At 69.1% G+C, this 16,392-nt stretch carries 17 protein-coding genes; 13 read left to right on the forward strand and 4 right to left on the reverse strand.

The window, feature by feature from the left end:
* Positions 1–25: 25 nt before the first annotated feature.
* Together PFX98_RS14650 and PFX98_RS14655 are read left to right on the forward strand one after the other, a co-directional pair.
* A complete protein-coding gene (locus PFX98_RS14650) occupies positions 26–1,318 on the forward strand; it encodes a lyase family protein (protein WP_285231241.1) in 1,293 nt (430 codons plus the stop codon).
* Positions 1,319–1,484: 166 nt separating this feature from the next.
* Positions 1,485–2,237, forward strand: coding sequence for an N-acyl amino acid synthase FeeM domain-containing protein (locus PFX98_RS14655; RefSeq protein WP_285231242.1), 753 nt, complete (start codon positions 1,485–1,487; stop codon positions 2,235–2,237).
* A 98-nt stretch (positions 2,238–2,335) separates the two neighbouring features.
* Here the strand turns inward: PFX98_RS14655 and PFX98_RS14660 are convergent, their stop codons facing one another.
* Positions 2,336–3,127 carry an IclR family transcriptional regulator gene (locus PFX98_RS14660; RefSeq protein ID WP_285231243.1) on the reverse strand — a complete coding sequence of 264 codons (792 nt, stop codon included), beginning with the start codon at positions 3,125–3,127 and terminating at the stop codon, positions 2,336–2,338.
* A gap of 134 nt (positions 3,128–3,261) precedes the next feature.
* On the opposite strand from PFX98_RS14660, the gene PFX98_RS14665 reads away from it, so the two are divergent.
* From PFX98_RS14665 to fahA, 6 genes are read left to right on the forward strand one after another with little or no spacing between them, the layout of a single operon-like run.
* Positions 3,262–4,221: an MBL fold metallo-hydrolase gene (locus PFX98_RS14665; protein ID WP_285231244.1), complete on the forward strand. Its 960-nt coding sequence runs from the start codon at positions 3,262–3,264 to the stop codon at positions 4,219–4,221.
* Positions 4,222–4,225: 4 nt separating this feature from the next.
* On the forward strand, positions 4,226–4,771 hold the full coding sequence (locus tag PFX98_RS14670) for a VOC family protein (protein WP_285231245.1): 546 nt from the start codon (positions 4,226–4,228) through the stop codon (positions 4,769–4,771).
* Between the two features lie 29 nt (positions 4,772–4,800).
* On the forward strand, positions 4,801–6,408 hold the full coding sequence (locus PFX98_RS14675) for an FAD-dependent oxidoreductase (RefSeq protein WP_285231246.1): 1,608 nt from the start codon (positions 4,801–4,803) through the stop codon (positions 6,406–6,408).
* Between the two features lie 14 nt (positions 6,409–6,422).
* On the forward strand, positions 6,423–6,626 hold the full coding sequence (locus tag PFX98_RS14680) for a DUF2783 domain-containing protein (RefSeq protein WP_425334607.1): 204 nt from the start codon (positions 6,423–6,425) through the stop codon (positions 6,624–6,626).
* 5 nt (positions 6,627–6,631) lie between these two features.
* A complete protein-coding gene (gene hmgA, locus PFX98_RS14685) occupies positions 6,632–7,933 on the forward strand; it encodes a homogentisate 1,2-dioxygenase (protein WP_285231247.1) in 1,302 nt (433 codons plus the stop codon).
* Positions 7,930–9,258: a fumarylacetoacetase gene (gene fahA, locus PFX98_RS14690; protein ID WP_285231248.1), complete on the forward strand. Its 1,329-nt coding sequence runs from the start codon at positions 7,930–7,932 to the stop codon at positions 9,256–9,258. The genes hmgA and fahA overlap by 4 nt, the downstream gene beginning before the upstream one ends.
* Here the strand turns inward: fahA and egtD are convergent.
* Both egtD and egtB read right to left on the reverse strand, forming a co-directional pair.
* Positions 9,227–10,168, reverse strand: coding sequence for an L-histidine N(alpha)-methyltransferase (egtD, locus tag PFX98_RS14695; protein WP_285231249.1), 942 nt, complete (start codon positions 10,166–10,168; stop codon positions 9,227–9,229). The genes fahA and egtD overlap by 32 nt on opposite strands.
* A complete protein-coding gene (egtB, locus tag PFX98_RS14700; protein ID WP_285231250.1) occupies positions 10,165–11,358 on the reverse strand; it encodes an ergothioneine biosynthesis protein EgtB in 1,194 nt (397 codons plus the stop codon). Before egtB ends, egtD begins: the two co-directional genes overlap by 4 nt.
* 178 nt (positions 11,359–11,536) lie before the next feature.
* On the opposite strand from egtB, the gene PFX98_RS14705 reads away from it, so the two are divergent.
* The 4 genes from PFX98_RS14705 to PFX98_RS14720 all read left to right on the forward strand — a co-directional run bounded on the left by PFX98_RS14705 (position 11,537) and on the right by PFX98_RS14720 (position 15,155).
* Complete coding sequence (locus PFX98_RS14705; RefSeq protein WP_285235598.1) at positions 11,537–12,544, forward strand: TRAP transporter substrate-binding protein; 1,008 nt, start codon at positions 11,537–11,539, stop codon at positions 12,542–12,544.
* Positions 12,545–12,547: 3 nt separating this feature from the next.
* Complete coding sequence (locus PFX98_RS14710) at positions 12,548–13,024, forward strand: TRAP transporter small permease (protein WP_285231251.1); 477 nt, start codon at positions 12,548–12,550, stop codon at positions 13,022–13,024.
* A complete protein-coding gene (locus PFX98_RS14715) occupies positions 13,021–14,331 on the forward strand; it encodes a TRAP transporter large permease (protein WP_285231252.1) in 1,311 nt (436 codons plus the stop codon). The genes PFX98_RS14710 and PFX98_RS14715 overlap by 4 nt, the downstream gene beginning before the upstream one ends.
* A gap of 65 nt (positions 14,332–14,396) precedes the next feature.
* On the forward strand, positions 14,397–15,155 hold the full coding sequence (locus PFX98_RS14720; RefSeq protein WP_285231253.1) for a LuxR C-terminal-related transcriptional regulator: 759 nt from the start codon (positions 14,397–14,399) through the stop codon (positions 15,153–15,155).
* Here PFX98_RS14720 and PFX98_RS14725 read toward each other — a convergent pair.
* Complete coding sequence (locus tag PFX98_RS14725; protein ID WP_285231254.1) at positions 15,145–15,600, reverse strand: VanZ family protein; 456 nt, start codon at positions 15,598–15,600, stop codon at positions 15,145–15,147. The genes PFX98_RS14720 and PFX98_RS14725 overlap by 11 nt on opposite strands.
* On the opposite strand from PFX98_RS14725, the gene PFX98_RS14730 reads away from it, so the two are divergent.
* Positions 15,599–16,378, forward strand: coding sequence for a transporter (locus PFX98_RS14730; protein ID WP_285231255.1), 780 nt, complete (start codon positions 15,599–15,601; stop codon positions 16,376–16,378). The genes PFX98_RS14725 and PFX98_RS14730 overlap by 2 nt on opposite strands.
* Positions 16,379–16,392 lie beyond the last annotated feature (14 nt).

Genomic DNA, 16,392 nt, shown 5'->3' on the forward strand with positions numbered 1-16,392 from the left:
GTCAGTGTTGGTATTTGAGGGATTTTTGTCGACGCCCGAGATGGTCGAGGTCTTTGACGAGACCGCGGTCGTGCAGGCGATGATGGATTTCGAGGCCGCGCTGGCACGCGCCCAGGCGAAGGCCGGCGCGATACCGCCGGGCGCTGCGCAGGCCATTGCCAGCCTTTGCCGGGCCGAACTCTACGATGTGGCGGCGATGCTGGCCGCCAGCGGTCGCGCCGGCAGCCTGGCGCTGCCGGTGGTACGCAAGCTCAGCGAGACGGTGGCCCTGTTCGACCCGCTGGCCGCCGGCTTCGTGCACTGGGGCAGCAGCCACCAGGACCTGCTGGATACCGCCATGGTCCTGCAGACGCGCAAGGCCCTGCAGCTGATCGAGCAGGATCTGCTCAGGCTGTGCGGGCAGTTGCTGGACCTGGCCGAGCGCCATGCCCGTACCGCCCTGCTGGCCCGTACCCAGCTGCAGCCGGTGCAGGTGACCAGCCTGCGCCACAAGCTGGTGGCCTGGGTGAGCCCCTTGCTGCGTTCCGCGCAGGCGCTGCGTGAGCGCGCCGACGAGGCGCTGCTCCTGCAACTGGGCGCTGGCGGGGACGGCACCTCCGCACAAGTGAGCGTCTTGATGGGCCAGGAGCTGCAGCTGCCGCTGCCGGCAATGCCCTGGCCGACCCAGCGCGACCGCCTGGCGAGGCTGGCGGCCGAGCTGGGCGTGCTGTGCGGCTCGCTGGGCAAGTTGGCCCTCGACCTGGCGTTGCTGGCGCAGGCCGAACTGGGCGAGCTGAGCGGGCCGGTCGCCTGCCAGCAGGCCCTGGCGGCGGCCCAGCGCGCACCCCAGCGCGTCGCGGCCCTGCTGGGCTGCATGCAGCAGCAGCAGGAGGGCGGCCTGGGCAACTGGCCGGCCGAATGGGCCGAATGCTGCGGGCTGCTGGTGTGCACGCATGGTGCGGTGAAGGCGCTGGCCCAATCTGCCGAAGGCATGCAGCCGCAGGGCGCGCGCATGCTCGAGAACATCGATGCGCAGCGCGATCTGATCTTCGCGCAGGGCCTGAGTATGTTGCTGGCACAGGTGCTGGGCGGCGCACGCGCCCGGCTTTGCGTGGACGCGCTGGTAGCGCGGGTGCGGCAGGGCGAGGCGCCCTTGCGCGTGCTGGCACGCGCGGCCGTGGCCGCCGACGCCGAGCTGGCGGCGGGCATCGTGCCGGCGCAGCTGGAGGCGGTGTTCGATGTGCATGCGGCGGCCCAGCAGGCCGACGAACGCGTGCAAGCCGCGCTGCTGCAGGCGCGCGCTCAATGGGCCGCCCTGATGGACAGCCCGAGGCCTTGATGCCGCCGCGGCTGTGTGTTTGAGGCCACGCCAAGCCCTGCTTGTGTAAGCAACTGCAAGCCTTGAGGCTCATTCGTGTGACAGCGGTGGGTTCGTGAAATTGGTCACGGAGAGTCGCATAGACTCGCGCCTGGCTTGAGGGAGTGGTTGTATGGCGGCGGATGGCATGGACTTGGCGGCGGACATGGCGCAGATGGTGCGCGACCATGGTGCCGGCGCGCTCGTGTCGGCGCGGCGCGGCGAGAGCGATTTCCGCTCCTTGCTGACGCGCACCACCGAGGCCGGCCTGATCAGCGTGCTGGCCGGTGACGCCTCGACCGCCGAACATCCGGCGGGGCAGTTGGTGCGGCGGCGCTATGCCGACAGCGGCTACGACCTGAGCGCAGCCCAGATGGCGCACCGCGGCGTGGTGTGCACGGTGCAGGCCCTGCTGGATCGCCAGATCGCCGGCACGGTGGGCGTGCGCCCCGACAGCATGGAAGGCTTGACCGCCGACCTGGCCTTCGGCCATGTGCTGGATGCGCTGCGCGACGAGGGCTATTCCCTGTGCGAGGTGACGCGCCTTGCGGTGGAGCGCGATGCGCCCGCGCGCGCGGTGCTGGCCAGCCTGTTCCACGTCGTCTACCTGCTGGCCAAGGATCGCTTCCAGGCCGACCGCCTGGTGATCGAGGTGAACCCGCGGCATGTCTCGTTCTACAAGCGCATGCTGGGCTTTGTCGAGCATGGCGAGGTGTGGCGGCATCCGGTGGTGGATGCGCCGGCCACCTTGTTGAGCCTGGACCTGAGCTTTGTGCAGGGTCAGATCATGCTCTATGGCGGTCAGCCCGAGCTGGTGCGCCTGTCGCGCAATCTCTATCCGATGTGCCTGCCGATGGCCGAGGAGGCCGAGGTGATGCGCGCCATCTGGAGCTGGGACTGACTGAGCACCGAGGGCAAGCCCCGCGGCTTGCCCGACGGCTCAGTCAGGCCAGGGCGCCTGCCAGCGCCCGGGCTGACTGAACACCGAAGGCAAGCACGTCACCCCCGCCAACCCAGTTGGCGCGACAGCTCGCTGCCGGTGCGCTTGAGCGCCTGGGCCATCGCACCGTTCGCCGCCAGTTCGAAGCCGCTGCTGGGCCCGATCGCGGTGATGCTCAGCACCATGCGGCCCTGATCGTCGAACACCGGCGCGGCCAGGGCCGAGACGCCCGCCACCACGCCGTCGCGTGAGCTGGCGATGCCCAGCGCGCGCGCCTGATCCAGGTGGGACTGGAGTTCAGCGTCAAACGTCGCTGGGCCGCCCTCGCTGCCCAGCGCCTCCAGCACCTGCTCGCGCGGCAGATAGGCGGCGAACAGCCGGCCCGAGGCGGTGCCACGCAAACTCATCACCGTACCATGGCGCATGCTCACATGCACCGGGCTGGGTGCCTCGGCCACGCGCACGATGGTGGGGCCGCGGTTGCCCCAGACGGCGATCGCCACCGTCACGTCCAGCGCCTGGGCCAGCTCTTCCACGCGCGGCGTGGCCAGGCGCACCGGGTCGTATTGCTGCAGGCTGATCAGGCCCAGCTGCAGGGCCAGCGGCCCCAGGCCGTAGCGGCCGCTGCCGGCCTCCTGCTCCACCAGGCCCAGCTTGATGAAGCTCACCAGATAGGGGTGGGCCTTGGCCGGCGGCATGCCGGCCTCGCGCGCCAGATCCTTCAGCGCCAGCGGCCGGCCCAGATGCGCCAGGGCAATCAGCAGCGCGCCGCCGACCTCCACGCTCTGGATGCCGCGCGGGCCGCGCTCGGCGGCGGGGGCTTCTTCATCAAGGCTCTGGCTATCGGGCATGCGGGTTTATACCTAAAACAATCAATTAGACATTAACAAACGGCCTAACTAAGATCAAGCCCTGTTGTTTGTTATAGGCGAATTAGTTTGCTTATGACGAAATGTAGCCGCCCCATTTGAGGAAAGCCAGTCTCATGAGTACCAAGACCTTTGCCTCCCAGGCCGATCTGGAAGTGAAGCGCGTCAGCTTCGATCGCCTCTCCGACCATGCCTATGCCTATACCGCCGAGGGCGATCCCAATACCGGCATCGTGATCGGTGACGATGCGGTGATGGTGATCGACACCCAGGCCACGCCGGTGATGGCGGCCGACGTGATTCGCCGCATCCGCGAGGTCACCGACAAGCCGATCAAGTACGTGCTCTTGAGCCACTACCACGCGGTGCGGGTGCTGGGTGCCTCGGCCTATCAGCCCGAGCACATCATCGCCAGCCAGGACACCTACGAGCTCATCGTCGAGCGCGGCGAGCAGGACAAGGCGAGCGAGATCGGCCGCTTCCCACGCCTGTTCCAGAACGTCGAATCGGTGCCGCCGGGCCTGACCTGGCCCACGCTCACCTTCCAAAACAAGATGACGCTGTGGCTGGGCAAGCTGGAGGTGCAGATCCTGCAACTGGGCCGCGGCCATACCAAGGGCGATACGGTGGTCTGGCTGCCGCAGGACAAGGTGCTGTTCTCGGGCGATCTGGTCGAGTTCGACGCCACGCCCTATGCCGGCGATGCCTATTTCCAGGACTGGCCGCAGACCCTCGACAACATCGCTGCGCTCAAGCCCGAGAAGCTGGTGCCGGGCCGCGGCGCCGCGCTGCAAAGCCTCGCGCAGGTGGCCGCCGGCCTAGCCGGCACGCGCGCCTTCGTGAGCGAGCTTTATGAAAGCGTCAAGGCCGGTGCCAGCGCCGGCCGTGACCTCAAGACCGTGTACCGCGAGACCTACGAGCGTCTCGCGCCCAAGTACGGCCAGTGGGTGATCTTTGCCCACTGCATGCCGTTTGACGTGACGCGCGCCTACGACGAGGCGACCGCGTACCCGGACCCGCGCATCTGGACCGCCGAGCGCGACATCGCCATGTGGCAAGCCCTGGAAGGGAATTGAAGCAATGACCAAGATCGAACGCATCCACCACGTCGCCTACCGCTGCAAGGACGCCAAGACCACCGTCGAGTGGTACCGCAAGCACCTGGGCATGGATTTCGTGCTCGCCATCGCCGAGGACAAGGTGCCCTCCACCCATGCCCCCGACCCCTATATGCATCTCTTCATGGATGCGGGCAATGGCAACATCCTGGCCTTCTTCGAGCTGCCCAACTCGCCCGAGATGGGGCGCGACACCAACACGCCCGACTGGGTGCAGCACATCGCCTTCAAGGTGGGCAGCGTGGCCGAGCTGGAAGAGACCAAGGCGCGCTTGCAGGCCGAGGGCATCGAGGTGATCGGCATCACCGACCACACCATCTTCAAGAGCATCTATTTCTTCGACCCCAACGGCCACCGCCTCGAACTCGCGGCCGATGTGGGCACGCCGGCGATGTACCAGGCGCTGGATGCCTGCAAATGGGAGATGCTCAATGAATGGGCCGCCACCAAGAAGGCGCCCAAGCATGCCGCCTGGATGCACGACAAGGAATTCGCGCAACCCCGTTGAGTGAGAGAAAAAAAGGGCAGGAGACGGCCATGCAGAAGACATATACCTATCCCGAGTTCGCCTACCGCCAGAGCGAGGAGCAGCGCAGCGGCCGGCCACAGCACCACGCGGTGCTGATCGTCGGCGCCGGGCCCATCGGCCTGACCCTGGCGCTGGACTGCGCCGCGCGCGGCCTGCGCTGCGTGCTGCTGGACGACAACAACAGCGTCAGCATCGGCTCGCGCGCGGTCTGCTATGCCAAGCGTCCGCTGGAGATCTGGGACCGCCTGGGCGTGGGCGCGAGCCTGGTGGAGCAGGGCGTGCGCTGGCAGGTCGGCAAGGTGTTCTTCCGGGACGAGCTGGCCTACCAGTTCGACCTGCTGCCCGAGGCCCATCACCAGATGCCGGCCATGATCAATCTGCAGCAGTACCACCTGGAAGAAAAGCTGGTGGCCGCCTGCGAGGCTGAGCCCCTCATCGACCTGCGCTGGAAGCATCGCCTCTTGAGCCTGGAGCAGGACGTTGATGGCAATGGGGGCGTGCGCCTCACCATCGAGACGCCCGACGGCGTGTTCCACAGCACGGCCGACTGGGTGGTGGCCTGCGACGGCGCCAACAGCGACACGCGCCGCATGATCGGCGCCGAGTTCACCGGCCAGGCCTTCCAGGATCGCTTCCTGATTGCCGACGTGATCATCAAGGACGCGAACTTCCCCACCGAGCGCTGGTTCTGGTTCGACCCGCCCTTCCATCGCGGCCAGTCGGTGCTGCTGCACAAGCAATGCGACGGGGTCTGGCGCATCGACTTCCAGCTCGGCTGGGGCGCCGATCCCAACGAGGAGAAGAAGCCCGAGAAGGTGATCCCGCGCATCCAGGCCATGTTGGGGCCGGAGGTCGAATTCGAGCTGGAGTGGGTGTCGGTCTACCAGTTCGCCTGCCGCCGCATCGACCGCCTGCGCCATGGCCGCGTGCTGTTTGCCGGCGACTCGGCGCACCAGGTCTCGCCCTTCGGCGCGCGCGGTGCCAACACCGGCGTGCAGGATGCCGACAACCTCGCCTGGAAGCTGCAGGCGGTGCTGAGCGGCCGCGCGCCCGAGCATCTGCTGGACAGCTACCACGAGGAGCGTGCCGTCGCCGCCGACGACAACCTCTTGAACTCCACCCGCTCCACCGACTTCATCACGCCCAAGAGCCGCATTTCGCTGCGCCTGCGCAATGCAGTGCTGGAGCTGGCGCGCACCGAGGCCTTTGCGCGCCCGCTGGTCAACAGCGGCCGGCTTTCCACGCCCACGCCCTACCTGAACTCCTCGCTCAACACGCCCGACGAGGAGCTGTTCCGTGGCCGCATGAAGCCCGGCAGCCACTGTGCCGATGCGCCGGTGCACAACCGCGCCGGCCAGCCGGACTGGCTGCTCAAGCACCTGGGCCAGGGCTTTGTGCTGCTGAGCTTCGGGCCGGTGCCGGCCGTCGAGGGCCTGAGCGTGCTGGAGATCGGCCGCGACCTGATCGACAGCGAGGGTGTGCTGGCCCAGCGCTACGATGGCCGGCCCGGCACGGTCTACCTGTTGCGCCCCGACCAGCATGTGGCCGCGCGCTGGCGCGGCTTCGACGCCGCCAAGGTGCAGGCCGCGCTGCGCCGCGCCCTCGCCATCCACTGAACGCCGGAGTGACCATGATGACCCAGCTGATCCGCTCCCCCAATATTCCCGATCCCGACGGCTTCTACGAGCAGCTGATCCATGCCCAGCGCGATCTCAGCGACGAGCAGGCCGAGATGCTGCTGGCCAAGCTGGTGCTGATCCTGGCCAACCAGGTGGGCGACCGCGCGGTGCTGGCCGAGGCGCTGGCGCTGGCCCGTACGAACACGCTGAACTGAGAACGATGAGCGACGACGCATTGCAATACCTGGCCGGCTTCGGCAACCAGCACCAGAGCGAGGCCGTGGCCGGCAGCCTGCCGCGGGGCCAGAACAGCCCGCAGCGCGTGGCCCACGGCCTCTATGCCGAGCTGCTCTCGGGCAGCGCCTTCACCGCGCCGCGCGCCGACAACCAACGCAGCTGGCTCTACCGCCGCCAGCCCTCGGTGGTGGTGGGCGGCTACGCGCCGCTGGCGCATGAGTTCCTGAAAACCGGCGCCGCCGAGGGTCAGGTCGTGCCTCCCGATCCGCTGCGCTGGGCGCCCACGCCGGTGCCCGCGGCCGACTGCGACTTCGTCAGCGGCCTGCGCACCCTGTGCGTGAACGGTGACCCGGATGCGCAAGTGGGCATGGCGGCCCACCTCTATCTGGCGAATCGCTCGATGGAGCGCACGGCCTTCGTCAATGCCGATGGCGAACTGCTGATCGTGCCGCAGCAGGGCCGCCTGTGCATCACGACCGAGCTGGGTCGCCTGGACGTGCGGCCCGCCGAGATCGCGCTGATCCCGCGCGGCCTGGTGTTCAAGGTGGCGGTGGACGGGCCCTCGCGCGGTTATGTGTGCGAGAACTACGGCGCCGCGCTGCGCCTGCCCGAGCTCGGCCCGATCGGCTCCAACGGCCTGGCGAATGCGCGCGACTTCCTCGCGCCGGTGGCCTGGTTCGAGGACGAGGAGCCCGGCGACTACGAGATCGTCAAGAAGTTCGGCGGCAGGCTCTGGCGCGCGCGGCAGGCACACAGCCCCTTCAATGTGGTGGCCTGGCACGGCAATCTGACGCCCTACAAGTACGACACCGCGCACTTCATGACGGTGGGCTCGATCAGCTTCGACCATCCGGACCCCAGCATCTTCACCGTGCTCACCAGCCCCTCGGATACGCCCGGCTGGGCGAATGTGGACTTCGTGATCTTCCCGCCGCGCTGGATGGTGGCCGAGCACAGCTTCCGCCCGCCCTGGTACCACCGCAATGTGATGAGCGAGTTCATGGGCCTGGTGCTGGGCCAGTACGATGCCAAGCCCGAGGGCTTCAAGCCGGGCGGCGCCAGCCTGCACAACGCCTTCGTGCCGCATGGCCCCGACACCGAGGCCTTCGCCAAGGCCTCGGCCGCCGCGCTGACCCCGCACAAGCTGGACCACACCCTGGCCTTCATGTTCGAGACCCGCTACCGCCTCTTGCCCACCGCCTTCGCGATGCAGGCGGGGGGCGCACTTGAAACCACTTATGCCGACTGCTGGAACGGTCTGGCCGACAACTTTACGACACCATGAGCCAACTCGACTTCACCCATGACCCGGCCGCGCAGAGCTGGGTGGTCAGCGCGAATGCCGCCGCCACCGATTTCCCGCTGCAGAACCTGCCCTATGGCCTGTTCCGCCGCGCCGGCAGCAACGAGGCCGCCCGCGTCGGCGTGGCCATCGGCGACCAGATCCTGGACCTGCAGCTGGCCGCGGCCGCGGGCCGCTGGAGCAGCGCCGAGCAGGTGCTCTTGCAGGCCCTGGCCCATGGCGATCTGAACGCCTTCATGGCGCAGTCGCAGGCGCGGCGCCGCGCCCTGCGCCAGGCCCTGTTCCTGGCCCTGCAGGCCGGCAGCAAGCAGGAGGCCGCGCTGCGCCCCTGCCTGCTGGCGCAGGCCGCTGCGCAGATGGCGCTGCCCTGCCGCATCGGCGACTACACCGACTTCTATACCGGCATCCACCATGCCACCACGGTGGGCAAGCTGTTCCGCCCCGACAACCCGCTGCTGCCCAACTACAAATGGGTGCCGATCGGCTATCACGGCCGCAGCTCGTCGATAGTCGTGAGCGGCTCCACGGTACGCCGCCCGCTCGGCCAGCTGATGGCCCCCGGGGCCGAAGCCCCGGTGCAGGCCGCCAGCAAGCGCCTGGACTACGAGCTGGAGCTGGGCCTGTTCGTGGCCGGCGGCAATGCGCTGGGCGAGCCCATCCCGATGGCCGAGGCCGAGCAGCATATGTTCGGCGTGACGCTGCTGAACGACTGGTCGGCGCGCGATATGCAAGGCTGGGAGTACCAGCCGCTGGGCCCCTTCCTGGCCAAGAACTTCGCCACCACGATCTCGCCCTGGATCGTCACCATGGAGGCGCTGGAGCCCTTCCGCACCCCGTTCTCGCACCCGCCCAGCGACCCGCAGCCGCTGCCCTATCTGGACTCGCCGGCCAACCGCGCCGCGGGCGGCTACGAGATCGAGCTGGAGGTGTGGCTGCAGACCGAGGCGATGCGCGCGCAAGACCTGGCCCCGACGCGGCTGATGCGCAGCAACTTCAAGCACGCCTACTGGACGCTGGCGCAGATGCTCACCCACCACGCCAGCAATGGCTGCAATCTGCAGCCCGGCGACCTGCTGGGCACGGGCACGCAGTCGGGCCCGGCGGCGGAGGAGGGCGGCTCGCTGCTGGAACTCTCGAATGGCGGCAAGCAGGCGCTGAGCCTGCCCAATGGCGAGACCCGCAGCTTCCTGCAGGACGGCGATACCGTGATCCTGCGCGGCTATGCGGTCAAGGAGGGGGCGCGCCGCATCGGCTTTGGCGATTGCGCCGGCACCATCACGCCGGCGCCTCGAGCCACAGCAGGCTGAACCAGCCGCGCGCGTCGGTCCAGACCGGGCCGGCGCGAAAACCGGCGCGCGCCGCCTGGGCCTGGAAGCCGGCGATGCTGTACTTGTGCGAGTTCTCGGTGTGTAGGGTCTCGCCGGCGGCAAACTCATAGTCCACCCCGTCCAGCCTGAACCGCTGCTCGCGCAGGCTCAGCAAATGCATCTCGATGCGCTGCTGCGGCGCGTTGTAGAAGGCGCTGTGCTCGAAGCCCGCGGGGTCGAACTCGGCGCCCAGCTCGCGCCGCGCGCGCGCCAGCAGGTTGAGGTTGAAGGCCGCGGTGACGCCGGCGGCATCGTTGTAGGCGGCATGCAGCACGGCGGGGTCCTTGATGAGGTCGATGCCGATCAGCAGGCCGCCGCCGCGCAGCTCCTGGGCTGTCATCTGGAAGAAGGCCTGGGTTTCCGCGGGCGAGAAGTTGCCGATGCTGGAGCCCGGGAAGAAGCCCACGCGGCGGCCGCGTGCGGGCCGCGGCGGCAGGTCATGCGGCTGGGTGAAATCGGCCACCACCGGCTTGATGGCGAGCGCCGGGTAGGCCTGCTGCAACTCCGCGCAGGCGCTCAGCAGATGCGCGCCCGAGATGTCCACCGGCACGAAGGCATGGGGCTCGTCCAGATGCGCGATCAGATGCCGCACCTTGCGCAGTGCGCCGGCGCCGTACTCCACCAGCTGCGCATGCGGCCCCATGCAGGCGGCCATTTCGGCGCCATGGGCCCGCAGCAGGGCCAGCTCGGTACGGGTGGGGTAGTACTCGGGCAGCTCGCAGATCTGCTCGAACAGCTGCGAGCCGATCTCGTCGTAGAAGTACTTGGGCGCAACGCTGCGCGGGCGCTGGCTCAGGGCCAGGTGCAGATCGCTGGCAAACCGCTGTTTGGCGCTGGCCGCTTGATTCATGATGCGTGATCTCCCAGATCGCGCGCCAGGCGCAGGCCGCTGAACTGCCAGCGTGCGGCCGGCGGGAAGAAGTTGCGGTAGCTGGGCCTGGCATGGCCCGGCGGGGTGGCCAGGCTGCCGCCGCGCAGCACCAGCTGGCCCACCATGAACTTGCCGTTGTACTCGCCCACCGCGCCCGCCATCGGGCGAAAGCCCGGATAGGGGTGGTAGGCCGAGTAGGTCCATTGCCAGGCCTGATCGGCCGCCTGCGCGAAGCCGGGCAGGGCGCTGGCGGCCTCCCATTCGAATTCGCTGGGCAGGCGCGCACCCGCCCATTCGGCGAACGCGGCGGCCTCGTAAAAGCTCAGCTGCAGCACCGGCGCCTGCGGGTCCAGCGGCTGCAAGCCGGCGAGGCCGAACACCTGGGTCTGCCCGTCCTGCTCGCGCCAGTAGGCCGGGCCTTGCCAGCCCTGTGCCTGCACCAGCGCCCAGCCGTCCGAGAGCCACAGCGAGGCGCGCCGGTAGCCGCCGTCGGCGATGAAGGCGGCATAGTCGCCGCAGCTCACCAGCCGGTTGGCGATCTCGAAGGGCCGCAGCAGCTGGGCATGGCGCGGCAGCTCGTTGTCGAAGGCAAAGCCCGCGCCCGCATGGCCGATCTCCACCGTGCCGCCGCCATGGGCCAGCCAGCGCAGCGGCGGGGCGGCAGCGGGCGGCGGGTTGTGCGCCCGGTAGGCGGGCAGCAGGGGATGGCAGGAGAAGGCGTGCAGGATGTCGGTGAGCAGCAGCTCCTGGTGCTGCTGCTCGTGCTGCAGGCCCAGCTCGACCAGGGCCAGGTCTTGCGGCCCCAGCGCCTGGCCCAGAAAGTCCCGCATGGCGGCGTCGACATGGCGGCGATAGGCCTGCACCTCGGGCAGGCCGGGCCGGCTCAGCAGGCCGCGCTGCGGGCGCGGATGGCGCGGGCCCAGGGCCTCGTAATAGGAGTTGAACAGGTAGGCGTAGGCGGGGTCGAAGCAGCGGTAGCCCGGCATGCGTGGCGCCAGCAGCAGGGTCTCGAAGAACCAGCTGGTGTGGGCCTGGTGCCATTTGCTGGGGCTGGCATCGGGCATGGACTGCAGCGCCTGGTCTTCCGCCGACAGCGGCGCGGCCAGCGCCTCGGTATGGGCGCGCACGGCCAGATAGCGCTGGCGCAGGGTCTGTGCTGTGCTGCTCATGTTCACCGGGACCTCCTTGGCGCAACGGTAGCCTATCTTGCTGCCCAAAGATGTCAGCAGTTGCAGGGCAAACCTCAGGCGCCCGCCCGCGCCCGTGGGCATAACATCGCCGGCTTGGCGCAGGCCCCCAGAGGAGACATCCGTGACCAACCCCGCAACCCCCTTGTTCCGATCTGCCATGGCCCTGGCCGCCGCGCTGGCCCTGGCCACGCCGGTGCTGGCGCAGGAGCTGACGCTCAAGGTGCATCACTTCTGGCCGCCGGCGGCGATGCCGCCCACCAAGATCCTGCAGCCCTGGTGCGACAAGATCGCCGCCGATTCGGGCGGCAAGCTCAAGTGCCAGATCTTCCCGGCGATGCAGCTGGGTGGCACGCCGGCGCAGCTGATCGACCAGGCCAAGGATGGGGTGGTGGACATCGCCTTCACCCTGCCGGGCTACACGGCCGGGCGCTTCCCCATCATGGAGGTGTTCGAGCTGCCCTTCATGACCAATTCCGCCGAAGCCGGCGCGCGCGCCGCCTGGGACTTCTACGGCAAGTACGCCGGTAAGGAATTCGCCGGCCTCAAGCCGCTGATGTTCAGCGTGCACGACGAGGGCTATCTGCATACGCGCGAGAAGCAGATCAAGACCCTGGCCGACTTCAAGGGTCTGAAGCTGCGTGCGCCCACGCGCCAGACCAACAAGCTGCTGGCCTCGCTGGGTGCCACGCCGGTGGGCATGCCGCTGCCGGCGGTGGCCGATGCGGTGAGCAAGGGCACCATCGACGGTTTTGCCCTGCCCTGGGAGGTGATCCCCTCGGTGAAGCTGCATGAGATGGTGAAGTTCCACACCGAGACCGACCGCACGCGGCCGGCGCTCTACAGCGCGGTGTTTGTGCTGGCGATGAACCAGGCCCGCTACGAGGGCCTGCCCGCCGAGCTGAAGGCTGTGATCGACAAGAATTCCGGCGCCGCGTTCTCGCAGCAGGCCGGCAAGACCTGGGACGAGAGCCAGGCGGTGGGCCGCAAGCCGGCGCTGGACCGCGGCAATGTCTTCTACACCGTGCCGGCCGCCGAGGTCGATCTGTGGATCAAGGCCAGCCATCCGCTCTACGACGAATGGGCGGCCGATATGGACAAGCGCGGTCTGCCCGGCAAGCAGATGCTGCAGGACGCGCAAGGCCTGCTGGCCAAGTACAAGAAGTAAGGCGTGGCCGTGCCCGCCGGCCTGCGAACCCTGGCGCGCTGGTGCGCGCTGGCCGGCTGCCTTTGCGCCAGCCTGACCGCGCTGCTGACCGTGGCCAGCATCATCGGGCGCTCCTGGCTGGCGCGCCCGATCCAGGGCGATGTGGAGCTGACCCAGTTCGGCATCGCGCTGTGCATCGCGCTGTGCCTGCCCTGGTGCCAGCTGCAGCGCGGCAACATCATCGTGGACTTCTTCACCCAGGCCGCGCCCGCGCCGGTGCAGCGCGGGCTGGACCGCCTTGGCGCCCTGCTGTTGGCGGTGATGCTGGGTCTGCTGGCCTGGCGTGCCGGCGCCGGCGCGCTGGCGGTGCGCGAGGCCGGGGAGACCAGCATGATCCTGGGCTGGCCGATGTGGTTCAGCTACGCGGCGCTGGCGCCCGGCCTGGCGCTCAGCGGCCTGATCGCGCTGCTGCAGGCCTGGCGGGGCGGAGCGGGGCGATGACGGTCGGCCTCGCGATCTTCGCCGCCATGCTGCTGCTGATGGCGCTGCGTGTGCCCATCGCCGCGGCGATGTTCATTCCCGGCGCCCTCGGCTACGCCTGGATGACCAGCGACATGGCGCTGCTGAACCTGCTCAAGGGCAGTGCGGTGGCGCGGCTGTCGGTCTACGACCTCTCGGTGATTCCGCTGTTCCTGCTGATGGGCCAGTTCGCCACCCAGGGGGGCTTGAGCCGCGCGCTCTTCAAGGCGGCGGCGGCCTTCGTGGGGCACAAGCGCGGCGGCCTGGCGATGGCGGCCATCATGGCCTCGGCAGCCTTCGGCGCGGTGTGCGGCTCGTCCGTTGCCACCTGTGCCACCATCACCCAGGTGGCCTATGAGGAAATGAAGCGCGGCGGCTACCACGGCCGCCTCTCCACCGCGGTGCTGGCCACCGGCGGCACGCTGGGCATCCTGATCCCGCCCTCGGTGCCCCTGGTGGTCTATGCCATCCTGACCGAGCAGAACATTGCCAAGCTGTTCGCCGCGGCCTTTGTGCCGGGGCTGATCGCCACCGCCGGCTACCTGATCGTGATCGCGCTCTACTGCAGGCTGCGGCCCGAGCTGGCCCAGCCCTCGGTGCGCCTGCCCTGGAGCCAGCGCTGGCGCGCGCTGCTGGGCGTGTGGCCCATGGTGCTGATCTTCGTGATCGTGTTCGGCGGCATCTACGGCGGCCTGTTCTCGCCCACCGAGGGGGCGGCGGTGGGCGCGATCGCCACCTTCGTGACCGGGCGCTTCAGCGGCGAGCTGAACAACGAGGGCCTGCGGCGCAGCTTCCTGGGCACGGCCGAGACCACCGCCATGGTGTTCATGATCTTTCTCGGCGCCGACATGATGAACTCCTCGCTGGCGCTGACCCAGATGCCGGCGCGCCTGGCCGACTGGGTCGGGCATCTGCAGGTGCATCCGCTCGTCATCGTCGCATCCATCCTGGCCTTCTACATCGTGCTGGGCTGCGTGATGGACGAGCTCTCGATGCTGCTGCTGACGATTCCGGTGATCTTCCCTACCGTGATGGGCCTGGACCTCTGGGGCCTCAGCCCCGAGCACAAGGCGATCTGGTTCGGCGTGCTGGTGCTGATGACGGTGGGCATAGGCATGCTGGCGCCGCCGGTGGGTCTGAACGTCTATGTGGTGAACGGCATGGCGCGCGACGTGCCGATGAACGAGACCTACAAGGGTGTGATGCCCTTCCTGGCCTCGGACCTGCTGCGCATCGTGCTGCTGCTGTTCTTCCCGGCCGTCACGCTGGCGGCGCTCAGCCTGTTCTGAATTCACCGGGCTGTCACGGCCGGGGGCTAGGCTGGCGCGCAACGCGACCATGCCGAGCAGCGCCTATGCCGGGACATCCCGCCCATGACTGGACCGAGCCCGACCCGGCCCTGCCCGAGCGCATGGTGGCGGTGGCGGCAGCCAGCCTGGGGCTGCGCCAGCGCGCCGCCTTCTTTGTCTGGGCCCAGACCCAGATGCAGGGCCTGCTGCCGCATCAGCTGCTGGTGTGCGCGCTGGAACAGCAGGGGCAGTGGCGGGCCGATGTGTTCAATAGCCTGCCGCTGCCGGCGCCCTTGGGTGCGCGCCTGCAGGACCTGCGCCAGCCCGCCTGGCTGGCATTGCAGAGGCAATGGCGGCAGGCGCCGCTGAGCATGGCGGTGGCGGAGCTGCCGGATGAGCTGGCCGGGGCGCTGGGCCAGGCGGGCTATGCGCAGCTGCTGCTGCATGGGGCCGCCGCGCCCGGGCGTGCCCAGCGCGCCGAGGCCTGGTTTCTCTGGGCCCGCAGCGGCGCGGCCTATACCCGGGCGCATGGCCAGCTCGCCGCCTGGTTGATGCCCCATCTGCACGCGGCCTGGCGTCAGGTGCAGGCCGCCGGCCAGCGCCTGGCAGAGCCGGGCGACGCAGCGTCGGGCCTCACCGCACGCGAGCAGCAAATCCTTGCCCTGCTGTGCCTGGGCCTGAGCAACCAGGCGATCGCGCAGCGCCTGGACCTGAGCGCGCTGACGGTGAAGAACCATGTGCAGAAGCTGCTGCGCAAGCTGCGCGCCAGCAACCGCGCCCAGGCCGCGGCGATGGCCATGGCGCAGCGCCTTGTCAGCGTTTGAGGGGCGGCAGGCGCTCCAGCCCGGCCAGCAGCAGCAGGCCCAGGGCCACACCCACCATATCGGCCAGCACATCGGCCGCCTCGGCGCTGCGGCCGGGTACCTGGGTCTGCACCAGCTCGATGAAGATGCCGTAGGCCAGCAGGCCCAGCACCACCTTGCCCACCTTCCGCTCGCGCCTTGCGCCCGTCAGGCTCAGTGCGCTCACCACCGCCAGGGTGGCGAAGGCCAGCAGGTGGTTGGCCTTGTCCCAACCGGTATCGATGCCTTCGGGCGGCTTGGGGCTGAAGGCCAGCCAGCTGATCACCAGCAGCAGCAAGGCGAGCAGGGCGCGCCAGCAAGCTCGGCCGCGCGGCGAGAACAGGATATCCATCGAGAGCCTGGTGATGTTGTCGAGGCCGGAATTCTCGTTGATGGCGACGATGCGTCGAGGTTTAATGCGGGCCATGCACCAGGCCGCCAAACTTCTTTCTCTGCCGCTCGCCTGGCTGACCTGCACATGCGCGCATGCGCAGCAGAGCGAGCCCGCCGCCACGCCCTTCCGCCCCACCGTCACCAGCGGCGCGGCGATTTCCCTGCCCGGCTGGCTGGAGCTGGAACTGGGTGGCCAGCGCCTGGGCGGGCACGGCGCCGATCGGCGCAGCAGCCTGCCCTATCTGCTCAAGTACTCGTTCAACGAGCAGTGGGCGCTCTTGCTGGGCGGCGACGCCCGTGTCAGCAGCCGGCCCGCGGGCGCGCCCGCGCTGAGCGGCATGGGCGATACCGCGCTGACGCTCAAATGGCGCGGCAGCGCCGCACCCGAGGGCACGAGCTATGGCGTCGAGGCCAGCATCAAATTCCCCACCGCGGGCACCGGCCTGGGCAGTGGTGAGCGCGACTACGGCCTGAAGGGCATCTACGGTCTGGACATCGCCGAGGGCTGGCATCTGGACGGCAACCTGCTCGCCACCCAGCTGGGTGCGGTGGATACGGGGCAGGGGCGTTTGCAGTCGGCCTGGGCGATGGCCTTGTCGCATAGCGTCGGCCCGGCCTGGACGCTGGCCGCCGACCTCTCGGGCACGCATCAGCGCGGCGCAGCGGACACGGCCCAGCTGCTGGCCGCGGCGAGCTATGCTCTGAGCCCGCGCCTGGTGCTGGACGGCGGGCTGGCGGGTGGCCTCAATCGCAATACGCCCAAGTGGACCCTGTTCGCCGGCATGACGGTGCTGCTTGGCCAGCTGCACTGATCCGCGCCCACAAT

The organism is Paucibacter sediminis, from assembly GCF_030254645.1.
Lineage (GTDB): Bacteria > Pseudomonadota > Gammaproteobacteria > Burkholderiales > Burkholderiaceae_C > Paucibacter_B > Paucibacter_B sediminis.

What these genes read in the sequence shown, in the direction of transcription:
- PFX98_RS14725 (WP_285231254.1), bottom strand. Translation starts at nt 15,600, where the DNA reads ATGGCCCGCATTAAACCTCGACGCATCGTCGCCATCAACGAGAATTCC.
- PFX98_RS14670 (WP_285231245.1), top strand. Translation starts at nt 4,226, where the DNA reads ATGACCAAGATCGAACGCATCCACCACGTCGCCTACCGCTGCAAGGAC.
- PFX98_RS14665 (WP_285231244.1), top strand. Translation starts at nt 3,262, where the DNA reads ATGAGTACCAAGACCTTTGCCTCCCAGGCCGATCTGGAAGTGAAGCGC.
- PFX98_RS14655 (WP_285231242.1), top strand. Translation starts at nt 1,485, where the DNA reads ATGGACTTGGCGGCGGACATGGCGCAGATGGTGCGCGACCATGGTGCC.
- PFX98_RS14720 (WP_285231253.1), top strand. Translation starts at nt 14,397, where the DNA reads ATGCCGGGACATCCCGCCCATGACTGGACCGAGCCCGACCCGGCCCTG.
- PFX98_RS14660 (WP_285231243.1), bottom strand. Translation starts at nt 3,127, where the DNA reads ATGCCCGATAGCCAGAGCCTTGATGAAGAAGCCCCCGCCGCCGAGCGC.
- fahA (WP_285231248.1), top strand. Translation starts at nt 7,930, where the DNA reads ATGAGCCAACTCGACTTCACCCATGACCCGGCCGCGCAGAGCTGGGTG.
- egtB (WP_285231250.1), bottom strand. Translation starts at nt 11,358, where the DNA reads ATGAGCAGCACAGCACAGACCCTGCGCCAGCGCTATCTGGCCGTGCGC.
- PFX98_RS14715 (WP_285231252.1), top strand. Translation starts at nt 13,021, where the DNA reads ATGACGGTCGGCCTCGCGATCTTCGCCGCCATGCTGCTGCTGATGGCG.
- PFX98_RS14730 (WP_285231255.1), top strand. Translation starts at nt 15,599, where the DNA reads ATGCACCAGGCCGCCAAACTTCTTTCTCTGCCGCTCGCCTGGCTGACC.
- PFX98_RS14675 (WP_285231246.1), top strand. Translation starts at nt 4,801, where the DNA reads ATGCAGAAGACATATACCTATCCCGAGTTCGCCTACCGCCAGAGCGAG.
- hmgA (WP_285231247.1), top strand. Translation starts at nt 6,632, where the DNA reads ATGAGCGACGACGCATTGCAATACCTGGCCGGCTTCGGCAACCAGCAC.
- egtD (WP_285231249.1), bottom strand. Translation starts at nt 10,168, where the DNA reads ATGAATCAAGCGGCCAGCGCCAAACAGCGGTTTGCCAGCGATCTGCAC.
- PFX98_RS14705 (WP_285235598.1), top strand. Translation starts at nt 11,537, where the DNA reads ATGGCCCTGGCCGCCGCGCTGGCCCTGGCCACGCCGGTGCTGGCGCAG.
- PFX98_RS14680 (WP_425334607.1), top strand. Translation starts at nt 6,423, where the DNA reads ATGATGACCCAGCTGATCCGCTCCCCCAATATTCCCGATCCCGACGGC.